Genomic DNA, 20,394 nt, shown 5'->3' with positions numbered 1-20,394 from the left:
AGATGGGCATTACCGATTACGCCTTTTCCTTGCAGCGTGACTGTGCCCAACGTGAGTTCTGTGTTCAGTATCGAGAAACCGACTTGGCTTTTCTGCATCGCTTAGCGGCGGAAGAGGGGCTGGTGTACCACTTTATTCATGAAGACGAGAAGCACACCTTACTGTTCACCGACGACAGCCAAGGGCTCCCCAAACTGGATGCGCCGATCCCTTTTAATGCACTCGCGGGTGGCGTGATAGACAGCCCGTATATTTTTGCTTTTGAGCAACACACCCAAAGTCACGTCAGTCACACCGCCTTACAAGATTACAGCTTTAAAAAGCCGAGTTATTCCTTTGCTCAGCAAGCACACGGGCAAGGGATAGATTATCAGCGCGACACCTACGAACACTTTGATGCGCCAGGGCGCTTTAAAGACGATGTCAGTGGCAAAGCCTTTAACCAGATACGTTTAGAGTACCTACGTCGAGACGCGCGCACCGCAACGGGAAAAAGTAACCATCCAGCCTTACAAGCGGGCGCTAAGTTTGATTTACAAGAGCATCTCGATGAGAGCGTGAACCGTGATTGGGTCGTGGTCCACGTGCAGCATGAGGGGCATCAGCCCCAAGTGTTGGAAGAAGAAGGGGGCAGCGGCGCGACCACTTACAGCAACCAATTTACCCTTATTCCAGCCGAGGTGAACTGGCGTGCGACGCCTCAAGTGAAACCGCAAGTGGATGGTCCGTGTATCGCGATGGTGGTCGGTCCGGAAAACGAAGAAATCTTCTGTGATGAACATGGCCGTGTTAAGCTGCATTTTCCGTGGGACAGATACTCGAACGGTGATGAGCACAGCTCTTGTTGGGTGCGAGTGTCACAAGGTTGGGCGGGCAGTCAATACGGCATGATGGCTATTCCGCGAGTGGGTCATGAAGTGATCGTTTCGTTTTTAAACGGCGACCCAGACCAGCCTATTGTCACCGGTCGCACCTATCACGCGACTAACCAACCACCTTACCTTTTGCCAGAGCACAAAACCAAAACGGTGCTGCGCAGTGAAAGCCACCAAGGAGAAGGGTTTAACGAACTGAGCTTTGAAGACCAAGCTGGGCAAGAGAAAATCTACCTGCATGCACAAAAGGATGTTGAGGGGTTAGTGCTTAATGATGCGACGATGCACATTAAACACGATAAGCATCTGACGGTAGAGAACGACCAGTTTAGCCATATCCACCATCATCAGCACTTAACGGTGGATGGCAATGGTTACGAGTCGGTAAAAGGTAACCAAACCCTGACAGTCGATGGCTCGTTATACATAAAATCGGGTCAAGTCTGGGTGAGCGAAGCGGGTGATGAAGTTCATATTAAAGCGGGTCAAAAAGTGGTGATTGAAGCTGGCTCTGAAATTACCGTTAAAGCGGGGGGCAGTTTTGTCAAAGTCGATCCGGCGGGTGTACATCTAGTGGGGGCGGGCGTTAATCTTAACTCAGGAGGCAGCCCTAGTAGCGGCAGTGGCTTTAGTGGTGAAATACCAGCATTGCCTGGGGGCTTAGAATCCGCGGTAGCTCTGGCTCCACCGCAAACTATTTCTTATCAAGCTTTGCTCAAAGCCGAAGAAGCTAACGTTGCTGCGGTTAAGGTGTGTCCTTTAGCGGGAGCAAACTCATGATTCAACAGTGGTTAGTAGAGCAAACCACACCAGTCTTTTGGTTATTAGATCAGCAAGCCTTTAAACAAGTTATTGCGGCTAATAATGGGTTAGTGTTTGACGGCACTCAGATTCTATTTCACGGCGAGACCTTTGCTCCTGTGATGAGTTTGTCCCCTTGGCTAATTCCTGTCTCAGATAAGGTGTTGGCATTACCGGATGAGCTGTTACAGCAAGGCATTTTCTTAACCACTCATCGTTCCTCGATTGAATTATTAAATCATCTTCAAAGCCTTTTGATTGCCGCACTAGAAGGCGAAGAAGTACTGTTTCGTTTTTATGATACCGACGTTATTTGGCCTATGTTGGATGCGATGCGAGAGCTGGAACGTAACGACTTTTTAGGGCCGGTAGAAAGGTTAGCCGCTATTAAGCAAGGAGTATTTCAGGAATGGGGAAATACGCGTAGTGCCGAGTTTATCTATCAGCCAGCTCCTTGGTGGAAAATCCAGCCTTATCATTTGATGCCACTATATCGAGCCGAAGTGCATGCCCAAGTTTTAGAACGACGTTTTTGGGAAAAGCTTCCTTACGTAATGGAACAGCTTGATGAGCCACAACAATGGATTAAAACCATTTTAGATGAAGCTAAGCAGGCTAATTTGGGGCACGATAATGCAGAGTACTTAGTTTTAAATCACTTGTGGAAAGCCTCATTAACTACTCTAGAGCAGCTGAGTGATGCTCTTCATCTTAATCAACAAGAACTTCAGGAAATAATGCAAATTCGGGAGAAATTAGCATGAGTAGCACAGGTGCCCATCCACATTGTCAACCTTGTGAGAATCTCACACATTGGATTGAAATTATTGTGCGGGATGAACATAACCAGCCCTTTGAAGGTGTGAGTGGTGTTTTGATTGACGCAATGAAAAATAAGCATCCAATTCAACTTAGTGCTTTACCTATCCTGATTGAAAATCTTGCGCCCGGTCCTGTTGAAATTGAGTTGGATTACGATCCGTGGTTAAAAGCTGCGCAAGATAAAAGTCACCCAAGAAATGAAGAGAAAGCTAAACCGGTTGAAGAGTTTTCTAGCAGTTACAGTGCCCACAAGAGTGGCCCGGTGGTTTATCAAGAAATTACGACGGGCGATTTGACAAAATTACCGAAAGAGATCGTATTGCCAATTAACCATCAAAAAGGCAAAGCCGGAACGTTAAAACTCTTTACAGATAAAACCTATATTCTTCAAGTCAGGGCATACAAGTTTATTACTCTTCGAGTCGGAATGTTCTTTGATGGTACCGCTAACAATACCTACAGCGCCCAATGGGGAAAGCAGCAATTAGAAAATTATTATCGTAAATGGAAAGCAAAGTACGATGCTGAATGCGAGATTAATTCCAAAAACGGTAATGGAACAAAAAAAGAAGTTCCAATTACGGCACTTCCTAATGATTGTTTTACCTATCCGAAAAAAGACAATTTTATCCTCTCCTTATTTAAAAATGATGAGGGAGAAATGGAGACGATCGCGGGTAGTGCAAGTAATGAATTAACTAATGTTCAAAAGCTATATGAGTTATTCCTTCGTAATGAATACTCTTCCGAATTAAATACTTTTAATTATGCGGAATATGTTACGGGGATAGGTACAGGAAATAGTACCGCGATTGCTCCTGCGGATGAATCAATCGTCGTCGGGCAAGGATTGGGGATTGGTAAGTATGGTGTTACAGCTAAAGTTACAACAGGGATTCAAACACTATCTCAAAATATAGAACGTGTTGCCTCTACATTTGTAAAAAAACTTGAAGTAGTAGTTGATGGAATAGAAAAGCTTCAATTCGATGTGTTTGGGTTTAGTCGCGGAGCAGCGGCCGCACGACATTTCATCAATGTGGTATTGGATGGTGAAAATGGCGAATTTGCGAAGACGTTTACATTAGGCTGCCAGAAAGCCGATTTACCACTCATTTACGCTTTTGATTGGGATGAATCGGACGAAATGAAAGCCAATTGCGAAATTACCTTTGCTGGTTTGTTTGATACAGTGGCTTCAGTAGTCAGTATTTTTTCTAAAAACTCCTCTTTAGGCCTAAATCTCAATACGCATACGGACAATGGTGATGTAAGACTATGGATTGATCCCAAGCGGGTGAGACGTGCCGTACACTTAACGGCAGATCCGACCATTGAATGCCGAGATAATTTTAGTTTGAACCATCTCAATTCTACGGATGAAGAACATTTTTATGAATTTGTTCTGCCAGGCGCTCACTCAGATATTGGGGGCGGCTATCACTCTAGGTTAAGTTTTAACAATCCAGACTATCTGTTACCTGTTTTAGAGAAGAAGCTTGTTAAGCGTGTGAGCCGTACGTTTTCCCATCGCTGGGATGAAGAGAAAACTAAGCAGTATGTGTTAAATGAGCTAGAAAAATATAAGGTGCTAGATAGGCTTACGGGTTGGAAAGAAGAGGATTACGTGATTGAGCCATTGGAGATTCGTCAAGAAGGTAAGAACGATGGGGGGCGAGTGACAGGCAAACTTTATATTCAACGTCAAGTGGAAGGTGACCTCTCACGTTTATACTTACGCCTAATGTACGGTTTGGCAGAGTTTCATGGTGTGCCGATTTCAGATAATAATTCGAAATTATGGCAAGACCCTGAAAGAGTCGATTATAATGTTGAGGATTATGGCGGTTTATTTGCCGATCTTAATCAAAAAATCTTAGAACTTGCTAAACAAGGGAAATATTCAGCATTGAAACAGAAACTCTCAATCCCAGAGCTAAAGAGAAGTTTCATGACGTTAAATCTTTTTCACCATTCTTCGGGGGATGATATTGGAATGTCTCCGTTGTGGGACAAAAAAGCAGGTTGCTATAAAAGAGCTAGCTATCCGTGCGAGCAAGGAAAATAAAATGAAAAAAGTGTTCTTGTTATTGTCAGTGCTTTTACTTAACTCATGTTCTACTAATGCTGAATATAAAACAGAACAGCCTTGGGCTTGGAGTATCAGCGTCACAATGCCCTCATTTTATCCTGCCAACGTTACCCAAGTTTATGGCGTGAATGATAAAGAAAACTGGACAGCCTTATTACATGGCTATCTGCATACCATGCGTAATAGCGAATTGAAGAGAATACAAGAAAGATTTACTGACTACGATGGTTTTGGTTTGTCTTTACTTAACACTACTATGGGGGTGCAAATTGGTACAGGGACAACACATCTACCAGATACCTTGTACCTATACTGGGTGTCCTTATTTGATACTAAGTTTTATGTCACTAAGTATGAGATCCCTACTAGCGTAAAGCAGTTAATTGCTACTAAAACGACTTATACTCGACGTGATGGAGCTATTGTCGATTCATGTTATCGCGCAGAGTTTATTTTTGGACTTCTGCCTAATGGGCAAGCTAAAGTTTGGTTAGATGGATGTGGAGAGACTATTTATCTTACGGAGTTAGCTCCTGACCAAATACTTGACCGTGACAGTAATGGCGTTAAATTTGATTCTTATCGGAAGTCTTCCTCTTTTACTGATGTTCAGCAACGTGCTAAGAATGCAGGTGTTGAGCTAGAACCTATCCCTTGGGATAAAGTGAATAAAGTCTATTCCATCAATGAGATTAAAACTCTTGATGAATAACGGCGAGTTTCTTGAACAGAGTTCAGCCAACCCCTGTTCTTAATCACTTAAGTTTGCAGATACGTACGATAAATCGACCTGAATTCGGACGTGCTAACGGGTTAGAAGTTCAAGTGGATGTTTGGTTATATCGAATTGTGGAAGGGGAATACTCACGCATTCCACTGCATATATTAGTGGAAGCGGCGCGCGATGTGGGCGTACCATTTAGAGAGTGGAATGAGGTAGACAAACAATTAATGCTTGAGAGCGCTGCCAATCCAAGACCCAATTTCAATTTACAACAGTTAGATTTACTCTGGTCCGCCAGTGCGAAACAGACGGGGCAAATTATCGATCTCACTCGTCAATTATCGAATAATGAATACCGTGCTTTACGCCGTGACTACCTGCACCATAGTGCTGATGCGGGGATTGTTAATGCCCCTAATCAGCGCCAAGGTCAGGAGGTACGCCGCCAGATAGATAACCAACAAGGAGGCAAATAAATGCGCCGTTTTCTACTTGCTCTATGTGCGTTGCTGCTTGGTGCTTGTCAAAGCTCGGCATCAACCACAGCCATTACCATGGATTGGAGCTATATGGTTGGCTCTAATGCTGATGAAATTTGGCATACCAAAGCGAATTTCTATCGCCAAGGGCAGGCTGCTCATGGTTCATCAAATGGCTCGGCTGGTTTTGTTGGTCCCAAGGCTTTAAAGGCTAAAGATTATCGCTGGCGGGTTGGTAAAGGCCGAGGGCTTTATAATCAACCTGTTCCCGATTTGGTGGAGATTGAGTGGGTCTCGTTTCATGATAAAAAACGTTATGCGATTCGTTTAGACTTGCCGGCCGATCTGGCTGAGCAGATGCGTCAAGTTTATCGCGTTAAAGTAGGTAATGAATGGCGGGAGACTCGTCGAGATAATATTGGTTTAGGTTTGGCGACGGGGGGATATGTTGAGGTTTTTTTGATGGATTCTTCCCCCTATCTTAGCCCTGATATTTTGTTAGCCAGAGGATTAGCCCATGAGGTGACGGATGAGGAGTATGACCCTTCAGGTCTTCGAGATCCGTTATCAAGTCAATTTAAAAATCGATGGGCAAGATTTGAGGCCGAATTTGCTGACGCTTATCAACAATACCCGATCCCTAGCGGAATGGCATGGGCACCTATTATGGATGCCTACCGCGCGGCGCAACCGAAAACTGATCAATATCCGGTGAAATAAATGCGCCGTTTTATCACTGTGTTTACTTGCATGTTATTTATCGACGACGTTAAGTTGCTTGGCATAAGGACAAATTGGATAAATAAAGAGGATAAGCTTAAACAGCCTTGGGTAGCTGGAGCTAAGTAATCGCTCATCTGTTATTGATGTAATCAACAAACCTGACAAGGAGAAAGCAATGGCAAAAGGTGCATTAGTGGGAGACCTAGGATCGGAGCATGATGGGTTCCCTCCAACCCCCATCATCGCAGGTTCACCGACGGTAAAAATCGATGGCAAAGCTGTCGCAAGGCAGGGGGACCCATTAGAACCTCATGATAAACCGAAAAATCCTAGCCATCCAAGAGCCATTAAAGGGGGCTCTGGCAGCGTAATGATCGATGGTAAACCGGCAGCAAGAGTGGGTGACGCGATAGACTGTGGTGGTGTGATTATCGGTGGTTCAACGGTTAACATTGGATGAAGCATTATTTCACTCTAGAGTAAGTCAGCTGATTGATAACCTGTGCTGGTTATTGAGTAAATAGAAAGGATAGTACGTGATAAGAGGCTCTATTCATGTGGTGTAAAGTGAAAGCTAGTTTATTAATTTTATTGTTCTCAATGTCTTCAACGGCGGTTTTTGCGCAGTTAGAGAGATATGAGTTACGTGGTATGTCTCCAGAAGAGGCTTATGAGACAGGGCGGTTACTCCGTGCACAGTATAAAAACCTAGAATCACGTCCTTACCTTCAATACGCAGCGGATAACGATATACCAGCGGCGGCATTTTTGTATGCAATGGAATTGTCTAACTATAAAACGACGATCAGAACCCCCCTTGCCGCAAGAAAGTATTTACTCAAGTCTGCTGAATTGGGTAACCGCCGAGCAATGCACCAACTGTATAGTGATGCTGAGTGGTTAAGTGACCGTGAAATTGATTACTGGAGAAATAAATATTACGAAAGCTTGATACAACTGGGAGCCAGTAATCCATCTCAAGCGACCTACGAACTATCGCGTTACTACAGAGATAATGACAGGACTTTATCTTTATACTATCTCGATCTCGCCGTAAGTTTTAAACATCCTAGAGCGCTGATGGATAAAGCGTTACTTATCGAGCAGGGGCACGGTATTTCTCTTATGCCAGGGGCAAGAGAAACGACAGTTAGGGAGCTATATTTAGCTGCCGCTAAGACAGGGTACATTCCTGCGATCAGACATTATATTGGTTTGCTAGAGAGTAAAGGCCGTTTTGAAGAAGCCTACGAATGGCGTTTGGTTGCATTAAACCAGGGGGATCTGATCTCATTAGCGAGTGTGGCCAAAATTTTACTTGGTCAACGCGCCTCGTATGAGTTTGTTACGCCTAATCCTATTCAAGCAAAAGCTTATGTTGATTTGTACCTTGCTTCTGCTGGAAAAGATCGAATGCAAGCTGTCTATGAGATGTTTGAATTAGATCAGCAATATATTTTTAGTCAGGTAATTTTCGATATGGATAGAGAGGCAGAAACCTTGGTCGGTGATTATAAAAATATACCTACACTTTTCCATTACGATATTTTTTGGGATATTAACTAATCAATACATTAGCATTATGATACGCTTACTTTTTGGAATCAATGTCATAATTTGATAGTTTTTTACATGGAATTGTTTAAAATTTGAATAGAATATGGAACTTAAAATTTTATGGTGGCTAACTGACGCTAGCCGAATGATAGGATGATCTTATAAGATAGGATGTATTTTAGTTATCATTTAATTAGGCTAAGCTAATTGATTTTATTGTTTCATCTATCAATTGGGGTGGTGGCGTGAGAAATTAACATTCATTTAATTTTTAAAGATCAATAATTTATAGAAATAGTTTTCACAACGTTATGTATCACTGGAAGAGATGGTGTTTTTTCTTTTCTATTCAGTGGTTTGGACAATGATTGGTATAGGTATTGGAGACGTAATATGTCTAAAGAAGGAAGTGTAGCTCCTAAAGAGCGGATTAATATTAAGTATATTCCAGCAACAGGAGATGCACAGGCTGAAGTTGAATTACCGTTAAAAACATTGGTTATTGGTGATTTTAAAGGTCATTCAGAAGATATTCCGGTAGAAGAACGACAAACGGTTTCTATTGATAAAAACAATTTTGAAGCAGTAATGCGTGAAAGTGACTTGAAACTGACGACCACAGTTCGTAATAAGTTGAGTGATGATGAAAATGCTGAATTGCCGATTGAACTCAGTTTCAAGTCTCTTACTGATTTTGAACCAGACTCTATAGCGACTCAAGTTCCAGAATTAAAGAAATTGGTTGAACTTCGTGAAGCTCTTGTAGCCTTGAAAGGTCCATTGGGAAATATCCCTGCATTTCGAGAGCGTTTACAAGAACTCCTTAACTCAGAAGAGTCACGTGAAAAGCTTTTGTCCGAACTAAATTTGGTCAGTGATGCAGAAGCGCCTCAAGCTTAATCAATAGTATTGTTATTTAATTCAATTTAGGAACGAAATCGATGTCTACTACAGAGGCTGTATTAGAAAGACAAGGTACTACCCAAGGTCAAGGTAGCTTACTTGATGAAATTATGGCACAAACGCGTATTGCGCCAAATGAAGAAGGCTATGATCTGGCCAAGAAGGGCGTCGCCGCTTTTATTGAAAATTTGATTGGCTCCCACCAAACAGAAGAACCGGTTAATAAATCACTTGTCGATCAAATGCTTGTTGAGCTTGACAAGAAAATCAGTGCTCAAATGGATGAGATTTTACATGAAGAGCGTTTTCAGCAAATGGAGTCGTCATGGCGTGGTCTGAAGCTGTTTATTGATCGTACCGATTTTCGTGAAAATAATAAAGTTGAGCTACTGCATGTAACTAAGAGTGAATTATTGGAAGACTTTGAATTCGCTCCTGAAACAACTCAGTCTGGCCTATATAAACATGTTTATTCATCAGGTTATGGTCAATTTGGTGGTGAACCTACAGGGGCAATTATCGGTAACTTTGCTTTTACTCCATCTACACCGGATATGAAGCTTTTACAGTATATGGGTGCTCTTGGTGCAATGGCTCATGCTCCTTTCATTTCCAGTGTTGGCCCTGAATTCTTTGGTATTGATTCTTTTGAAGAACTACCAAACATTAAAGATCTTAAGTCGACATTTGAAAGTCCAAAATATACCAAATGGCGTTCTCTTCGTGAGTCAGAGGATGCTCGCTACCTTGGCTTAACTGCACCACGATTCCTGTTGCGTGTTCCTTATGACCCAATAGAAAACCCAATTAAAAAATTCAATTATGTAGAAAATGTGAGTCGTTCACACGAGCATTATCTATGGGGTAATACGGCTTTTGCTTTTGCAACCCGTTTAACAGATAGCTTTGCTAAATACCGTTGGTGCCCAAATATTATCGGGCCACAAAGCGGTGGTGCTGTTGAAGATCTACCTGTGCATGTATTTGAATCAATGGGTGCTTTACAAAGTAAGATTCCCACCGAAGTTTTAGTGACTGATCGTAAAGAATTCGAACTTGCGGAAGAAGGATTTATTGCCTTAACAATGCGTAAAGGCAGTGATAATGCAGCATTTTTCTCTGCAAACTCCATTCAAAAACCGAAAATATTTCCAAATACTAAGGAAGGCAAAGAGGCAGAAACTAACTATAAGTTAGGCACTCAACTTCCTTATATGATGATCATCAATCGTCTTGCTCATTACGTAAAAGTATTACAACGTGAGCAGATTGGTTCTTGGAAAGAGCGTCAAGATCTAGAGCGTGAGTTGAATGGCTGGATTAAACAATATGTTGCCGATCAAGAAAACCCACCAGCAGATGTTCGCAGCCGTCGACCTCTTCGAGCTGCCAAAATTGAAGTGATGGATGTTGAAGGAGAACCAGGTTGGTATCAGGTTTCTCTTTCTGTTCGACCTCATTTCAAATATATGGGTGCGAATTTTGAACTGTCGCTAGTTGGCCGGCTCGATCAAGCATAACGATGACTTATATTGCACCTGAAGAGAGTGCATTTGGTGTCAGCTTCTTTGAACGTTTAGAAGCTGGCACTAATCCTATGTCTTTAACCCAAGGGCCAAATGCATGGGATGTACTCCAGTCAATTAAGCGTAATGTATCCAATATCTTAAATACTCGCATGGGAGAGGCACAGAGTGCGCCAAGCCTAGGGCTAGTAGATTTTAATGACGCGACATTAGAGACACTGGATTTATCTTTACGGATAAAACTCTCTATACAGCGTTGTTTAAGCCTGTACGAGCCTCGTTTGCGAAATATTGTGATCAGTACAGATGTAGATACGTTTCATCCTTTAACGCTACGCTTTTATATAACAGCTGAAATTAACAGCGATGCGTTACATGATAAAGTTCAGTTTAATCTGCTATTGGATCAAAACAGAAAATACCGAGTGTATTGATAATTATGGCTCAAGATAAGTATTTCCGAGAAGAGCTTGCTTTCCTTAAAGAACAGGGAAAACACTTTACTGAAATTCATCCTCAGTTGTCTCGTTTTTTGCACGGTAGAAACACAGATCCTGATGTCGAGAGACTATTAGAAGGGTTTGCCTTCCTGACTGCTCGTCTGCGTGAAAAAGTAGAAGATGAGTTTCCAGAGCTAACCCACTCAATTATTAATATGCTATGGCCAAATTATTTGCGTCCAGTGCCAAGTATGAGCATTGTTTCTTTTACTCCGCAGAGTATTAGTGAGAAACAAACGATCGCACGTGGCACGCAGTTAGATAGTAAGCCAGTATTTGAGACTAAATGCCATTTTAGAACATGTCGTGATGTGGAGATTTATCCGTTGGAATGTATGGGAGTTACGGCACACCATACCCGTGAGGCAACGGTTATTGAAGTTTCTCTCAATATGATAGATGAGGTGAGTGTTGGTGATGCTCATCTCAATGATCTGCGTTTTTATTTAGGAGGAGATAAATATAGCTCTCAAATGCTGTATTTATGGCTTAATCATTATCTCGATAAAATCGTAATTGACGTTGCAGGGACAGAGTTTACTCTTCCCCCAAATACGTTCAAAACAGTTGGTTTCAATAGTGAGCAATCATTGTTGCCCTATCCATCGAATGTCTATGAAGGCTATCGAATATTACAAGAGTATCTTGCTTTTCCTGAAGCCTTCCATTTTTTTGATATCACGCGTTTAGCGAGTGTGGTACCTAAGTCAGTATCAGGAACGTTCAAATTAAAGATTTGTTTTTCTAAAACTCTGCCTGCAGACGTTAGAGTACGACAAGAGAACTTTCAATTATATTGTACCCCAGTGATCAATTTATTTGACCACGATGCAGATCCTATAGATTTAACAGGTAAACGTTCAGAATACCGGATTGTTCCATCCAGTCGTTATCCTTCACATTATGAAGTATTTAGTGTTGATAGTGTTTATGGATGGCAAGATAAAACGCAGGATAGCCAAAGAATTCGTGGTGAAAAACGTGTTTATTCTGCATTTGAAAGCTTTCAACATGAAGTTGAACGTGTTCGCCATCGTGAAGCGCTGTATTACCGAACTCGGGTTAAGGATAGTATTCGAGGAGACGGTTTTGACAATTTTATCTCATTTATTCGTGGTGATGAAACTCAATCCATGCAGATTGATGAAGCGGTATCAATCAAACTGACCTGCACTAATCGTTTACTACCATTAGAACTTGGTATTGGCGATATCTGTCAACCGACCGATAGCTCACCACCATTTGCAACGTTCAGTAATATTACTATTCCATCTCAATCACTACGGCCGGTGCTTGATGGTAGCTTGCTATGGGTGTTGATTTCTAATTTATCGCTCAATTATCTTTCTCTTCTTTCAAAAGATGCATTAAGTAGTGTACTTCGTGCTTACGACTTTAGAGCGTTGGTTGATCGACAAGCAGAACGAGTTGCGCGTTTACGCCTTGAGGGTATTCAAAAAATTGAATCACAGCCCGTTGATAAAATCTTGCGCGGCTTACCTGTAAGAGGTTTGCAATCTACGATTCACATTGATCAAAATTGCTTTGGTTCAGAGGGAGAGTTATACCTGTTTGGTACGGTACTCAGTCACTTTTTTGCTCTTTATGCCAGTATTAACTCTTTTCATGAGTTAATAGTTATTAATGCATCTAATCAAGAGAAGTACACATGGGGAACACAAACAGGAATGCAGCCATTAATATAGAGATGCCGATGTTGCAAGAGTCTTCTGCTCAGTTACCTAATGATGTAAGAGTGTATAATTTTTATCAATTGGTTGAGCTACTTCAAAAACTTTACTCTTCTAATCCTGAATCAGAAGATTGGGAACGAACTTGTCAATTGGTATTCAGTGCGAACCCGAGTTTAGGCTTTGCACCTTCGGATGTAACAGAGCTATATGAACGAAAAGATGATCGCTTAATTCTGCAAACAAATTTTTTTGGTTTAACTGGTGCACAGTCTCCTCTCCCTGGTTTTTTTTTACAGCAATTAGTGGAAGAAGAGCCCGGAGGATTTAAACGTCCGTTTTTAGATTTTTTTAATAATCGACTGATTAGCTTAGTTTATCGAGTATGGCGGAAATATCGCTATTACGTGCGTTTTCAAGTTGGAGCTCAGGATCAATTTTCATCACAGTTATTCTCTTTAGTAGGCTTAGGTGATGCAGATCTTCGAGGAGAAACTCCGATTAACTGGTGCAAGATGCTCGCTTATGCGGGTACTTTGGCTGGACGAAGTCGTTCTCCTCAGGTTGTGGCGGGAATCATAGCTCATTGCTTCGATTTAAAAGAGGTTAGTATTCGCCAGTGGATAAGAAGAAAAGTCAATATAGCAACTGATCAGCAAATGAGTCTAGGTAAGCAGAATGGTGAGTTGGGTATTAATACTATGTTAGGTGAATCAGTAATGGACTGTAATGGTAAATTCATTATTTGTATAAAAAACTTAACTCGCGAACGATTCGCAGACTTTTTACCGTCAGGTAAAGAGTATCAGCCACTATGTAAATTAGTTGAGTTTATTTTACGAGAGCAAATGGCGTACGATCTTGAATTAACGATGGATGAAAGTGAAGTTCCGGTGATGAGTTTATCTCGTGATAGTGGGGTAGCGCTAGGTTGGTCATCTTTTCTAGGTAGTGAAGCCTCTGACAAGAATGTGCTTATACAGGTAAGGCAGTAAAACATGCAGAAGAATCGGACGCTTTCTATGATAGTTACCAATACCCAATTACTTGAGTCGGGACTATCAGCACAATGTGTTTTTACAACGCAAGGTGGAATTATTGGATCTGAAAATAATAATGTAGATTGGTATCTGATTGATTCAAAAGGTCAAATACATCCTAGACACTGTGGTGTTAGTGTTATAGATGGTGCTTTCTGTCTTCAGGATTTATGTGGTCATACCTATATCAATGGCTCTCACATGCCTTTAGGGAGAGGATCGTTTGCCAAGTTAGAGCATAAAGATGAGGTTAGGATTGGATCTTATTTAATTCGAATCATTTTGGAGTCTATTGGAGAGAGTGATTTATTAGCTCATGGATCTCTTGAGGAATTGTTCGAAAATAATGGGATAGAATTACTTAAAGACGCTGATTGGCATGAAATGCGTAGTATTGATGTTGATGTTCAAACAACCTTTGTAGACCCTCTAATTGCTCTAGATAATTTAATAAATGAGACAAATGAAGAGCAATCATTATTAGATGACTTACCAAAGAACGCTGAAAAAAAAGAATGGTTAGCATCTAGTTATGATGAAGGAAGTGCATCGCTTCAATTTACACCACAAGCAGATAGTGAGTACGAAATGACATCATCCATTCGTTTAAAGAAAATTCTTGGTTTAGGTAAAAAGCATCGCATAGAAAATGTTGCATCAGTGGATGAGGCTTCTCAGCAATCAACATCTTTTAATGCTAACCACAGTAATGAAAACGCATCAGAGGGCTTAAATATGGACGAAAATGTATTAGATTTATTAGAAGAAGAAGTCGCTAAAAATTATCAACCCCAAAAAGAAGTAGAGAGTGCACAGCCAACGAGCGTGAATCATTTACTCACCGGTCCGATGTTAACAGGATTGGGGGTGGAAGTAGCGAACAGCCATGATATGGCTAGAATGCATATGTTATCGGAAGAACTTGGACAATCATTACAAGCTTGTGTGAAAGGTTTGCTAGAGTTGCATCAACAAGCCAGTGAAAGCCGCTTCGGTATGATGAACCGTAACTTGCAACCGATAGAGGACAACCCACTTCGCTTAGGATTATCTTATGCAGAAACTATTCGAACACTCTATGATGCAGATAAAAGCTTAGTCCATTTATCTGCACCTGCCGCTATTTCTGAGAGTTTAAAAAATATTCGTAATCACAATGAAGCAATGCAACACGCAACCAGTGAAGCTTTAAATCAAATTCTTAATGCATTCTCCCCACAAGTACTATTACGTCGTTTTGAGCATTATAAACGAAATAGTGATAAGCAAAACCAAACATCAGACTCATGGGCATGGGATATGTACTGCCATTATTACCAAGAGTTGACCTCTCATCGTCAGAAGGGTTTTGAAAAATTATTTTGGGAAATCTTTGAGCAGTCGTACGATAAGAAAATTCGCGAAAAGCAATTGGAGCTATAGTGTGAATAAAAGGTCTTTTATTCTGTTGATACTATTGACGATGTTAAGCGCGTGTAGTTCATCAGAAAAATATGAACCGGCTAAACAGCCTACGAAGGTTACATTTAGTTTGGTTAGTGATGAAGGAACTAATCCAAATATTTGGGGAGAAGCTTCCCCGGTAGAAATACAAGTATTTGAGCTTAGAGATGACTCAATGTTTATGTCAGCAGATTATGACCAAATTAAAGCAGATTATAAAAAAGCATTGCGTAGTAATTTTATTGCTATTTACGATTATGTGTTGACACCCGATCAATTTAAATTCGTTAACTCTTTTGAAATTAATGAAAATACTAATTATATCGGAGTGATGGCGCATTTTTCTGAACCAGAATTAAGTGAATGGAAAAAAGCAGTAAAAGTGTTGAATAAGGGTAGGGAGTATCATCTTTTGATGTATTTCAAAGACTACGATGTAAAACTGAAAAGAGTGGAGTAACAAGATGTTTGCGCGTAATCGTGTCATTTGGAATGAAGGACTGTTTATTAAGCCCCAGCATTTCCAGCAGCAACAACGTTTTTTAGAATATCATATAGATGAGCGAATTTTATCCGTAAGTCGCTATTTACATGGTGTTTCTGAGTTATCACTTAACCCTGAGTATCTCTCTTTCGGTCGTATCGCTATTGAACGTGCAGTTGGTATTATGCCTGATGGGACGGTTTTTCGTATTCCTCAAGAAGACGTATTACCTGATGCTTTAGAAATTGAAGATGCTTCTCTTGCTAACCAACTCGTCTACCTAGCTATTCCATTACGCAGTGATTCATTGATGGAGATTAATTGGCCTGAAGAAAGAGGGACTGGCCGATTTGTTAGCAGCCGTTTAGAAGTGCGTGATGTGCATACCGTTAGAGGCGATACGACAACGTTAGATGTCTCTCCAGTTCGTATTCAGCTAATGCTCGAAAAAGAAGATCGTAGCTCTTATGCCTCTATTGCGGTTGCGCGTATTATGGAGAAACGTCCTGATGGAAGTATTGTTTTAGACCCTGATTTTATTCCGTGTCATATTAATGTAGCAAGTAATCCGTCACTTCACCGTTTTATTAATGAAATCTCAGGATTAATGCGAGAGCGTGCTAAAAATATTGCACAACGTATTAGTGCACCATCACAAGGTGGTGTGGCTGATGTTTCGGATTTTATGTTGTTACAAGCACTAAACCGTTTACAACCACAGATGCAACACTTAGCTGAGCTACGTAGTTTACATCCTGAACGTTTGTTTGAATGCCTTGCGAGTGTTTGTGGAGAATTGGCAACCTTCACTGATGAAAGTCGATTACCACCAACGATTCCAAGTTATAATCATGAAATGCCGAGTCAGTCTTTTCAACCTTTAATTCGTAGTTTAAGACAAAGCCTAAGCATTGTTCTAGAACCGAGAGCGGTTTCTATTCAACTAGACAAGCGTAAGTATGGATTAATGGTTGCCCCGATTCATGACCCTCAGTTGATCGAAAGTGCTGAATTCATTATTGCGGTGAAAGCTCGCATGCCACTTGATGAATTACGTCGATTATTTACCCAGCAGACGAAAGTATCATCGGTGGAAAAAATCCGTGAGCTTATTTCTCTTCAACTGCCAGGTATTCCAATTACAGCATTGCCTGTCGCTCCTAGACAATTGCCGTATCACGCTGGTTATACTTATTATCAGTTGGATAAAACGAGTTCGGCATGGGCGATGTTGGCCCATTCAAGTGGCTTTGCTTTCCATGTGGCGGGAGCGTTCGATGATCTTGCTCTTCAATTTTGGGCAATTAGGAACTAATCATGGAAGTGAATAAAAAAAGTACTCAATATAGTGGGCTTTTGTTCGATAGTGCTGAACAAATGAATCATGACCAAGATTATTGGTTTCAATTACGAGGCAATAATTCAAATAGCTTAATTGATGCTGCGACTCCTTTATTTGGTCTAGCGTTGCGTGTAAGAAGCTTGACTGAGTGTGCCAATATTGAGCAAATTTATAAACAGGCAATTGAAGAGATCAAGGCTATTGAGATTGAATTGACTGAACAAGGCTTTGATCACGCTATATTGATGGCTTATCGCTATATTTTGTGTGCTGTTCTTGATGAAGCGGTTATGGGAACTGATTGGGGATCTTCAAGCTTGTGGGCTGAGCATTCAATGTTATCGCGTTTTCACAATGAAACGTGGGGAGGTGAAAAGGTATTTACTATTCTCAGCCGTTTAGAAGGTGAGCCTGAACGTTACCGCCTGTTACTAGAGTTTATTTATCATTGTTTGATTTTAGGTTTTGAAGGTAAATATCGTGTAATGGATAATGGTCGTAATGAGCGTGAAAAAGTGATCAGTCGTTTACATAATATTATTAACTCTCTTGATGATAATGAGCCAAAAGAATTAACCTCTGCGACTGAGCATGTGGTGAAATCTAAATATAAGTTAAGTCGACAGTTACCTATTTGGTCAGTTTTGCTCGGCTTCTTAATTATTTGGGGTGGTGTGTTTTTAGGTTATTCTTATTTGTTACATACTAAATCCTCTGATGTTTTAAATCAATTAAACCAAATACTCTAATTATAAAGGCTAGGTTATTATAATGATCCGTATTGAATTACCCACGTTAATTTCAAAACTTAATGCACAAAGTAAGCTAGCACTGGAGCAAGCTGCGTCTTTATGTATTGAACGTCAGCATCCAGAGGTGACTTATGAGCACTTTTTGCATGTGTTGCTTGAAAACCCACTTTCAGATGTACGTCTTATAGCTAAGCAAGCTAATTTAGATGTGGACGCGATTAAGCATGCGATTAGTGCTAGTTATGCTCGTGAGCAAGTGTTGGATACTTATCCGGCATTTTCCCCACTTTTGGTTGAGCTATTGCAAGAAGCTTGGCTACTTTCCACGACAGAGCTTAATCAAAATCAACTCCGTTCCGGTGTGATATTTTTGGCCGCGTTAATGCGGGCGGATCGCTATCTACCACTAAATTTGATCCGTATTTTTGACAATATTAACAAAGAGAGCCTAAAAAAAGGCTTTGATACCTTATTACAAGATTCTGCAGAATCGGTGGTTGATAAAAATAAATCAGGTTCTAAGGGGGGGATGCCGCTGGATTCGGCATCTTCTTCTCCTTTACATAAATACTGTACCAATATTACTGAGCAAGCTCGTAATGGTGAGTTAGATCCAGTCTTATGTCGTGAAAACGAACTCAATTTAATGATTGATATTTTATGCCGTCGACGTAAAAACAACCCTATTGTGGTCGGCGATGCTGGTGTCGGAAAGAGTGCGATGATTGAAGGTCTTGCACTTCGTGTCGCCTCAGGTAACGTACCTACGCAACTGCAAAACGTGGAGTTGTGTTCGCTTGATTTGGGTTTATTACAAGCAGGGGCATCGGTAAAAGGTGAATTCGAAAAGCGCCTCAAAGGCGTTATTGATGCTATCAAAACCTCCCCGAAACCCATCATTCTATTTATCGATGAAGCGCACACTTTAATTGGTTCTGGTAATCAAGAAGGTGGGAGTGATGCGGCTAATTTGCTTAAGCCAGCCCTTGCTCGAGGCGAGCTGAGTACCGTTGCAGCGACCACTTGGAAAGAGTACAAAAAATATTTTGAAAAAGATCCAGCTCTGACTCGTCGTTTTCAATTGGTGAAATTAGAAGAACCCAGCATTGGGCAAGCCGTCGATATTCTACGCGGATTGAATCGTGTTTACGAAAAAGCCCACAACGTATTGATTACTGATGATGCATTGAAAGCTGCCGCGGAGCTCTCAGCTCGTTACCTTTCAGGTAGGCAACTTCCGGATAAAGCCATTGACGTGTTGGATACGGCGTGTGCACGTATTGCTATTAATATTACCACTCCTCCTAAGCGTTTAGCCCAACTTGAAACTGCCTGTCATCAACGACAGTTAGAAATTGATATGCTTAAGCGTGCTCAATACTTAGGCCAAGTTGTAGATACGCATCGTTTAGACGAGTTATGTAATCAGGAAGCCAGCGATGAAGCTGAAAAAGCAGAGTTAACGCAACGTTGGCAAGAGCAGAAAACGATCATTGGTCGGATTATTACACTGCGCGAACAGCTTCTTGATGACTCGGGTAGTCAGAGTGAAGAAACTCAAGTGGAACGTGATGAGTTATTGAGCCAACTACGAGCGGAGTACCAAACATTAGATAATATTCCGCATTCGGAACGTTTAATGCATCCACAAGTTGATGCCCAACAGATCGCAGAAGTGATTGCTGATTGGACAGGTGTGCCTGTTGATCAAATGAACAGTGATGAGTTACATAAAATTACTCATCTCACCTCTATTTTAAGTGAAGTCATTAAAGGACAAGACACGGCTATAGAGCGAGTTCATCACCATCTCTTAACCGCTCGTGCAGATTTGCGTCGCCCTGGACGTCCCAAAGGAGCCTTTTTATTGGTTGGTCCTAGCGGTGTGGGTAAAACAGAAACGGTTGTCCAACTTGCTGAACAGTTATACGGTGGAAAGCAATTTTTAACCACAATTAATATGTCTGAGTATCAGGAAAAACATACGGTTTCACGTTTAATCGGTTCTCCACCTGGTTATGTAGGCTATGGTGAAGGTGGTATTCTTACCGAAGCCATTCGTAAAATGCCTTATTCTGTTGTGTTATTAGATGAAGTAGAAAAAGCGCATCCCGAAGTGCTCAACTTGTTTTATCAGGCATTTGATAAAGGTGAATTGGCTGACGGTGAAGGTAGATTAATTGATTGCCAAAATATTGTCTTTTTCCTTACTTCCAATCTCGGTTATCAAACTATTGTTGATTATGCTCAGCAACCTCAATTATTGGATGACCAGCTATATCCTGAATTAGCTGCATTTTTTAAACCTGCATTACTTGCTCGTATGGAAATTATTCCTTACTTACCACTCAATAAAGAGGTTTTAGAACAGATTGTACGAGGTAAATTGACTCGACTCGAACAACTATTTAAACAACGGTACTCAGCAGAGGTCGTGATTAAAGATAGCTTGATCGAAGAGATCTTAAATCGTGCGACACGTTCTGAAAATGGAGCTCGTATGCTTGAAGCGATTATCGAAGGGCAATTATTACCGCCTATTTCATTAGCTTTATTAAATAAACTTGCTGACAAGCAGCCAGTTCAACGTATCTATTTAGCTGCCGAAAATGGTGAGTTTATTGGAGAGGTTGAGTAATA

The 20,394-nt window shown here is 41.1% G+C and carries 18 protein-coding genes; all 18 read left to right on the top strand.

Annotated elements, in window-relative coordinates; all coding sequences use genetic code 11:
• The coding region (locus AACS00_RS01870) for a type VI secretion system Vgr family protein (RefSeq protein ID WP_110168314.1) at positions 1–1,655 on the top strand (1,655 nt) is incomplete at its 5' end.
• Positions 1,652–2,440 carry a DUF4123 domain-containing protein gene (locus tag AACS00_RS01865; RefSeq protein WP_110168313.1) on the top strand — a complete coding sequence of 263 codons (789 nt, stop codon included), beginning with the start codon at positions 1,652–1,654 and terminating at the stop codon, positions 2,438–2,440. The genes AACS00_RS01870 and AACS00_RS01865, both read left to right, overlap by 4 nt.
• Positions 2,437–4,566, top strand: a complete 2,130-nt coding sequence (locus AACS00_RS01860) for a T6SS phospholipase effector Tle1-like catalytic domain-containing protein (RefSeq protein ID WP_110168312.1) — start codon at positions 2,437–2,439, stop codon at positions 4,564–4,566. Before AACS00_RS01865 ends, AACS00_RS01860 begins: the two co-directional genes overlap by 4 nt.
• A 1-nt stretch (position 4,567) precedes the next feature.
• On the top strand, positions 4,568–5,302 hold the full coding sequence (locus AACS00_RS01855; protein WP_110168311.1) for a DUF2931 family protein: 735 nt from the start codon (positions 4,568–4,570) through the stop codon (positions 5,300–5,302).
• Between the two features lie 11 nt (positions 5,303–5,313).
• Positions 5,314–5,790, top strand: coding sequence for a hypothetical protein (locus tag AACS00_RS01850; RefSeq protein ID WP_146205783.1), 477 nt, complete (start codon positions 5,314–5,316; stop codon positions 5,788–5,790).
• Positions 5,791–6,513 (top strand): DUF2931 family protein, encoded by a 723-nt coding sequence (locus tag AACS00_RS01845; RefSeq protein WP_072670093.1) that lies wholly within the window; start codon positions 5,791–5,793, stop codon positions 6,511–6,513.
• Between the two features lie 178 nt (positions 6,514–6,691).
• The gene (locus AACS00_RS01840) at positions 6,692–6,976 is read left to right on the top strand and encodes a type VI secretion system PAAR protein (RefSeq protein WP_110168309.1); all 285 of its coding nucleotides are present in this window, start codon (positions 6,692–6,694) and stop codon (positions 6,974–6,976) included.
• 95 nt (positions 6,977–7,071) lie between these two features.
• Positions 7,072–8,082, top strand: a complete 1,011-nt coding sequence (locus AACS00_RS01835; RefSeq protein ID WP_072670090.1) for a sel1 repeat family protein — start codon at positions 7,072–7,074, stop codon at positions 8,080–8,082.
• A 384-nt stretch (positions 8,083–8,466) separates the two neighbouring features.
• Positions 8,467–8,973: a type VI secretion system contractile sheath small subunit gene (gene tssB / locus AACS00_RS01830; protein WP_110168308.1), complete on the top strand. Its 507-nt coding sequence runs from the start codon at positions 8,467–8,469 to the stop codon at positions 8,971–8,973.
• 41 nt (positions 8,974–9,014) lie between these two features.
• The gene (tssC, locus tag AACS00_RS01825; RefSeq protein WP_110168307.1) at positions 9,015–10,496 is read left to right on the top strand and encodes a type VI secretion system contractile sheath large subunit; all 1,482 of its coding nucleotides are present in this window, start codon (positions 9,015–9,017) and stop codon (positions 10,494–10,496) included.
• Between the two features lie 2 nt (positions 10,497–10,498).
• Positions 10,499–10,936 carry a type VI secretion system baseplate subunit TssE gene (gene tssE, locus AACS00_RS01820; protein WP_072670087.1) on the top strand — a complete coding sequence of 146 codons (438 nt, stop codon included), beginning with the start codon at positions 10,499–10,501 and terminating at the stop codon, positions 10,934–10,936.
• Between the two features lie 5 nt (positions 10,937–10,941).
• Positions 10,942–12,708 (top strand): type VI secretion system baseplate subunit TssF, encoded by a 1,767-nt coding sequence (gene tssF, locus AACS00_RS01815; RefSeq protein WP_110168306.1) that lies wholly within the window; start codon positions 10,942–10,944, stop codon positions 12,706–12,708.
• Positions 12,672–13,688 carry a type VI secretion system baseplate subunit TssG gene (gene tssG, locus AACS00_RS01810; RefSeq protein ID WP_167363656.1) on the top strand — a complete coding sequence of 339 codons (1,017 nt, stop codon included), beginning with the start codon at positions 12,672–12,674 and terminating at the stop codon, positions 13,686–13,688. Before tssF ends, tssG begins: the two co-directional genes overlap by 37 nt.
• Before the next feature lie 3 nt (positions 13,689–13,691).
• The gene (gene tagH, locus AACS00_RS01805; RefSeq protein ID WP_110168305.1) at positions 13,692–15,155 is read left to right on the top strand and encodes a type VI secretion system-associated FHA domain protein TagH; all 1,464 of its coding nucleotides are present in this window, start codon (positions 13,692–13,694) and stop codon (positions 15,153–15,155) included.
• A 1-nt stretch (position 15,156) separates the two neighbouring features.
• Entirely contained in the window at positions 15,157–15,636 is a 480-nt protein-coding gene (gene tssJ / locus AACS00_RS01800; RefSeq protein WP_072670084.1) for a type VI secretion system lipoprotein TssJ, read from the top strand.
• Positions 15,637–15,640: 4 nt separating this feature from the next.
• Positions 15,641–16,975, top strand: a complete 1,335-nt coding sequence (gene tssK / locus AACS00_RS01795; protein WP_110168304.1) for a type VI secretion system baseplate subunit TssK — start codon at positions 15,641–15,643, stop codon at positions 16,973–16,975.
• Positions 16,976–16,977: 2 nt separating this feature from the next.
• Positions 16,978–17,751, top strand: coding sequence for a type IVB secretion system protein IcmH/DotU (gene icmH / locus AACS00_RS01790; RefSeq protein WP_110168303.1), 774 nt, complete (start codon positions 16,978–16,980; stop codon positions 17,749–17,751).
• Positions 17,752–17,773: 22 nt separating this feature from the next.
• Positions 17,774–20,392, top strand: coding sequence for a type VI secretion system ATPase TssH (gene tssH, locus AACS00_RS01785; RefSeq protein WP_110168302.1), 2,619 nt, complete (start codon positions 17,774–17,776; stop codon positions 20,390–20,392).
• The last annotated feature ends 2 nt before the right edge of the window (positions 20,393–20,394 follow it).

The organism is Vibrio sp. 11986-1-5 (assembly GCF_963878025.1).
Taxonomy (GTDB): Bacteria; Pseudomonadota; Gammaproteobacteria; order Enterobacterales; family Vibrionaceae; genus Vibrio; species Vibrio injensis.
The sequence above is the reverse complement of the archived record's forward strand: the minus strand, read 5'-3'. Positions and strand labels throughout refer to the sequence as shown.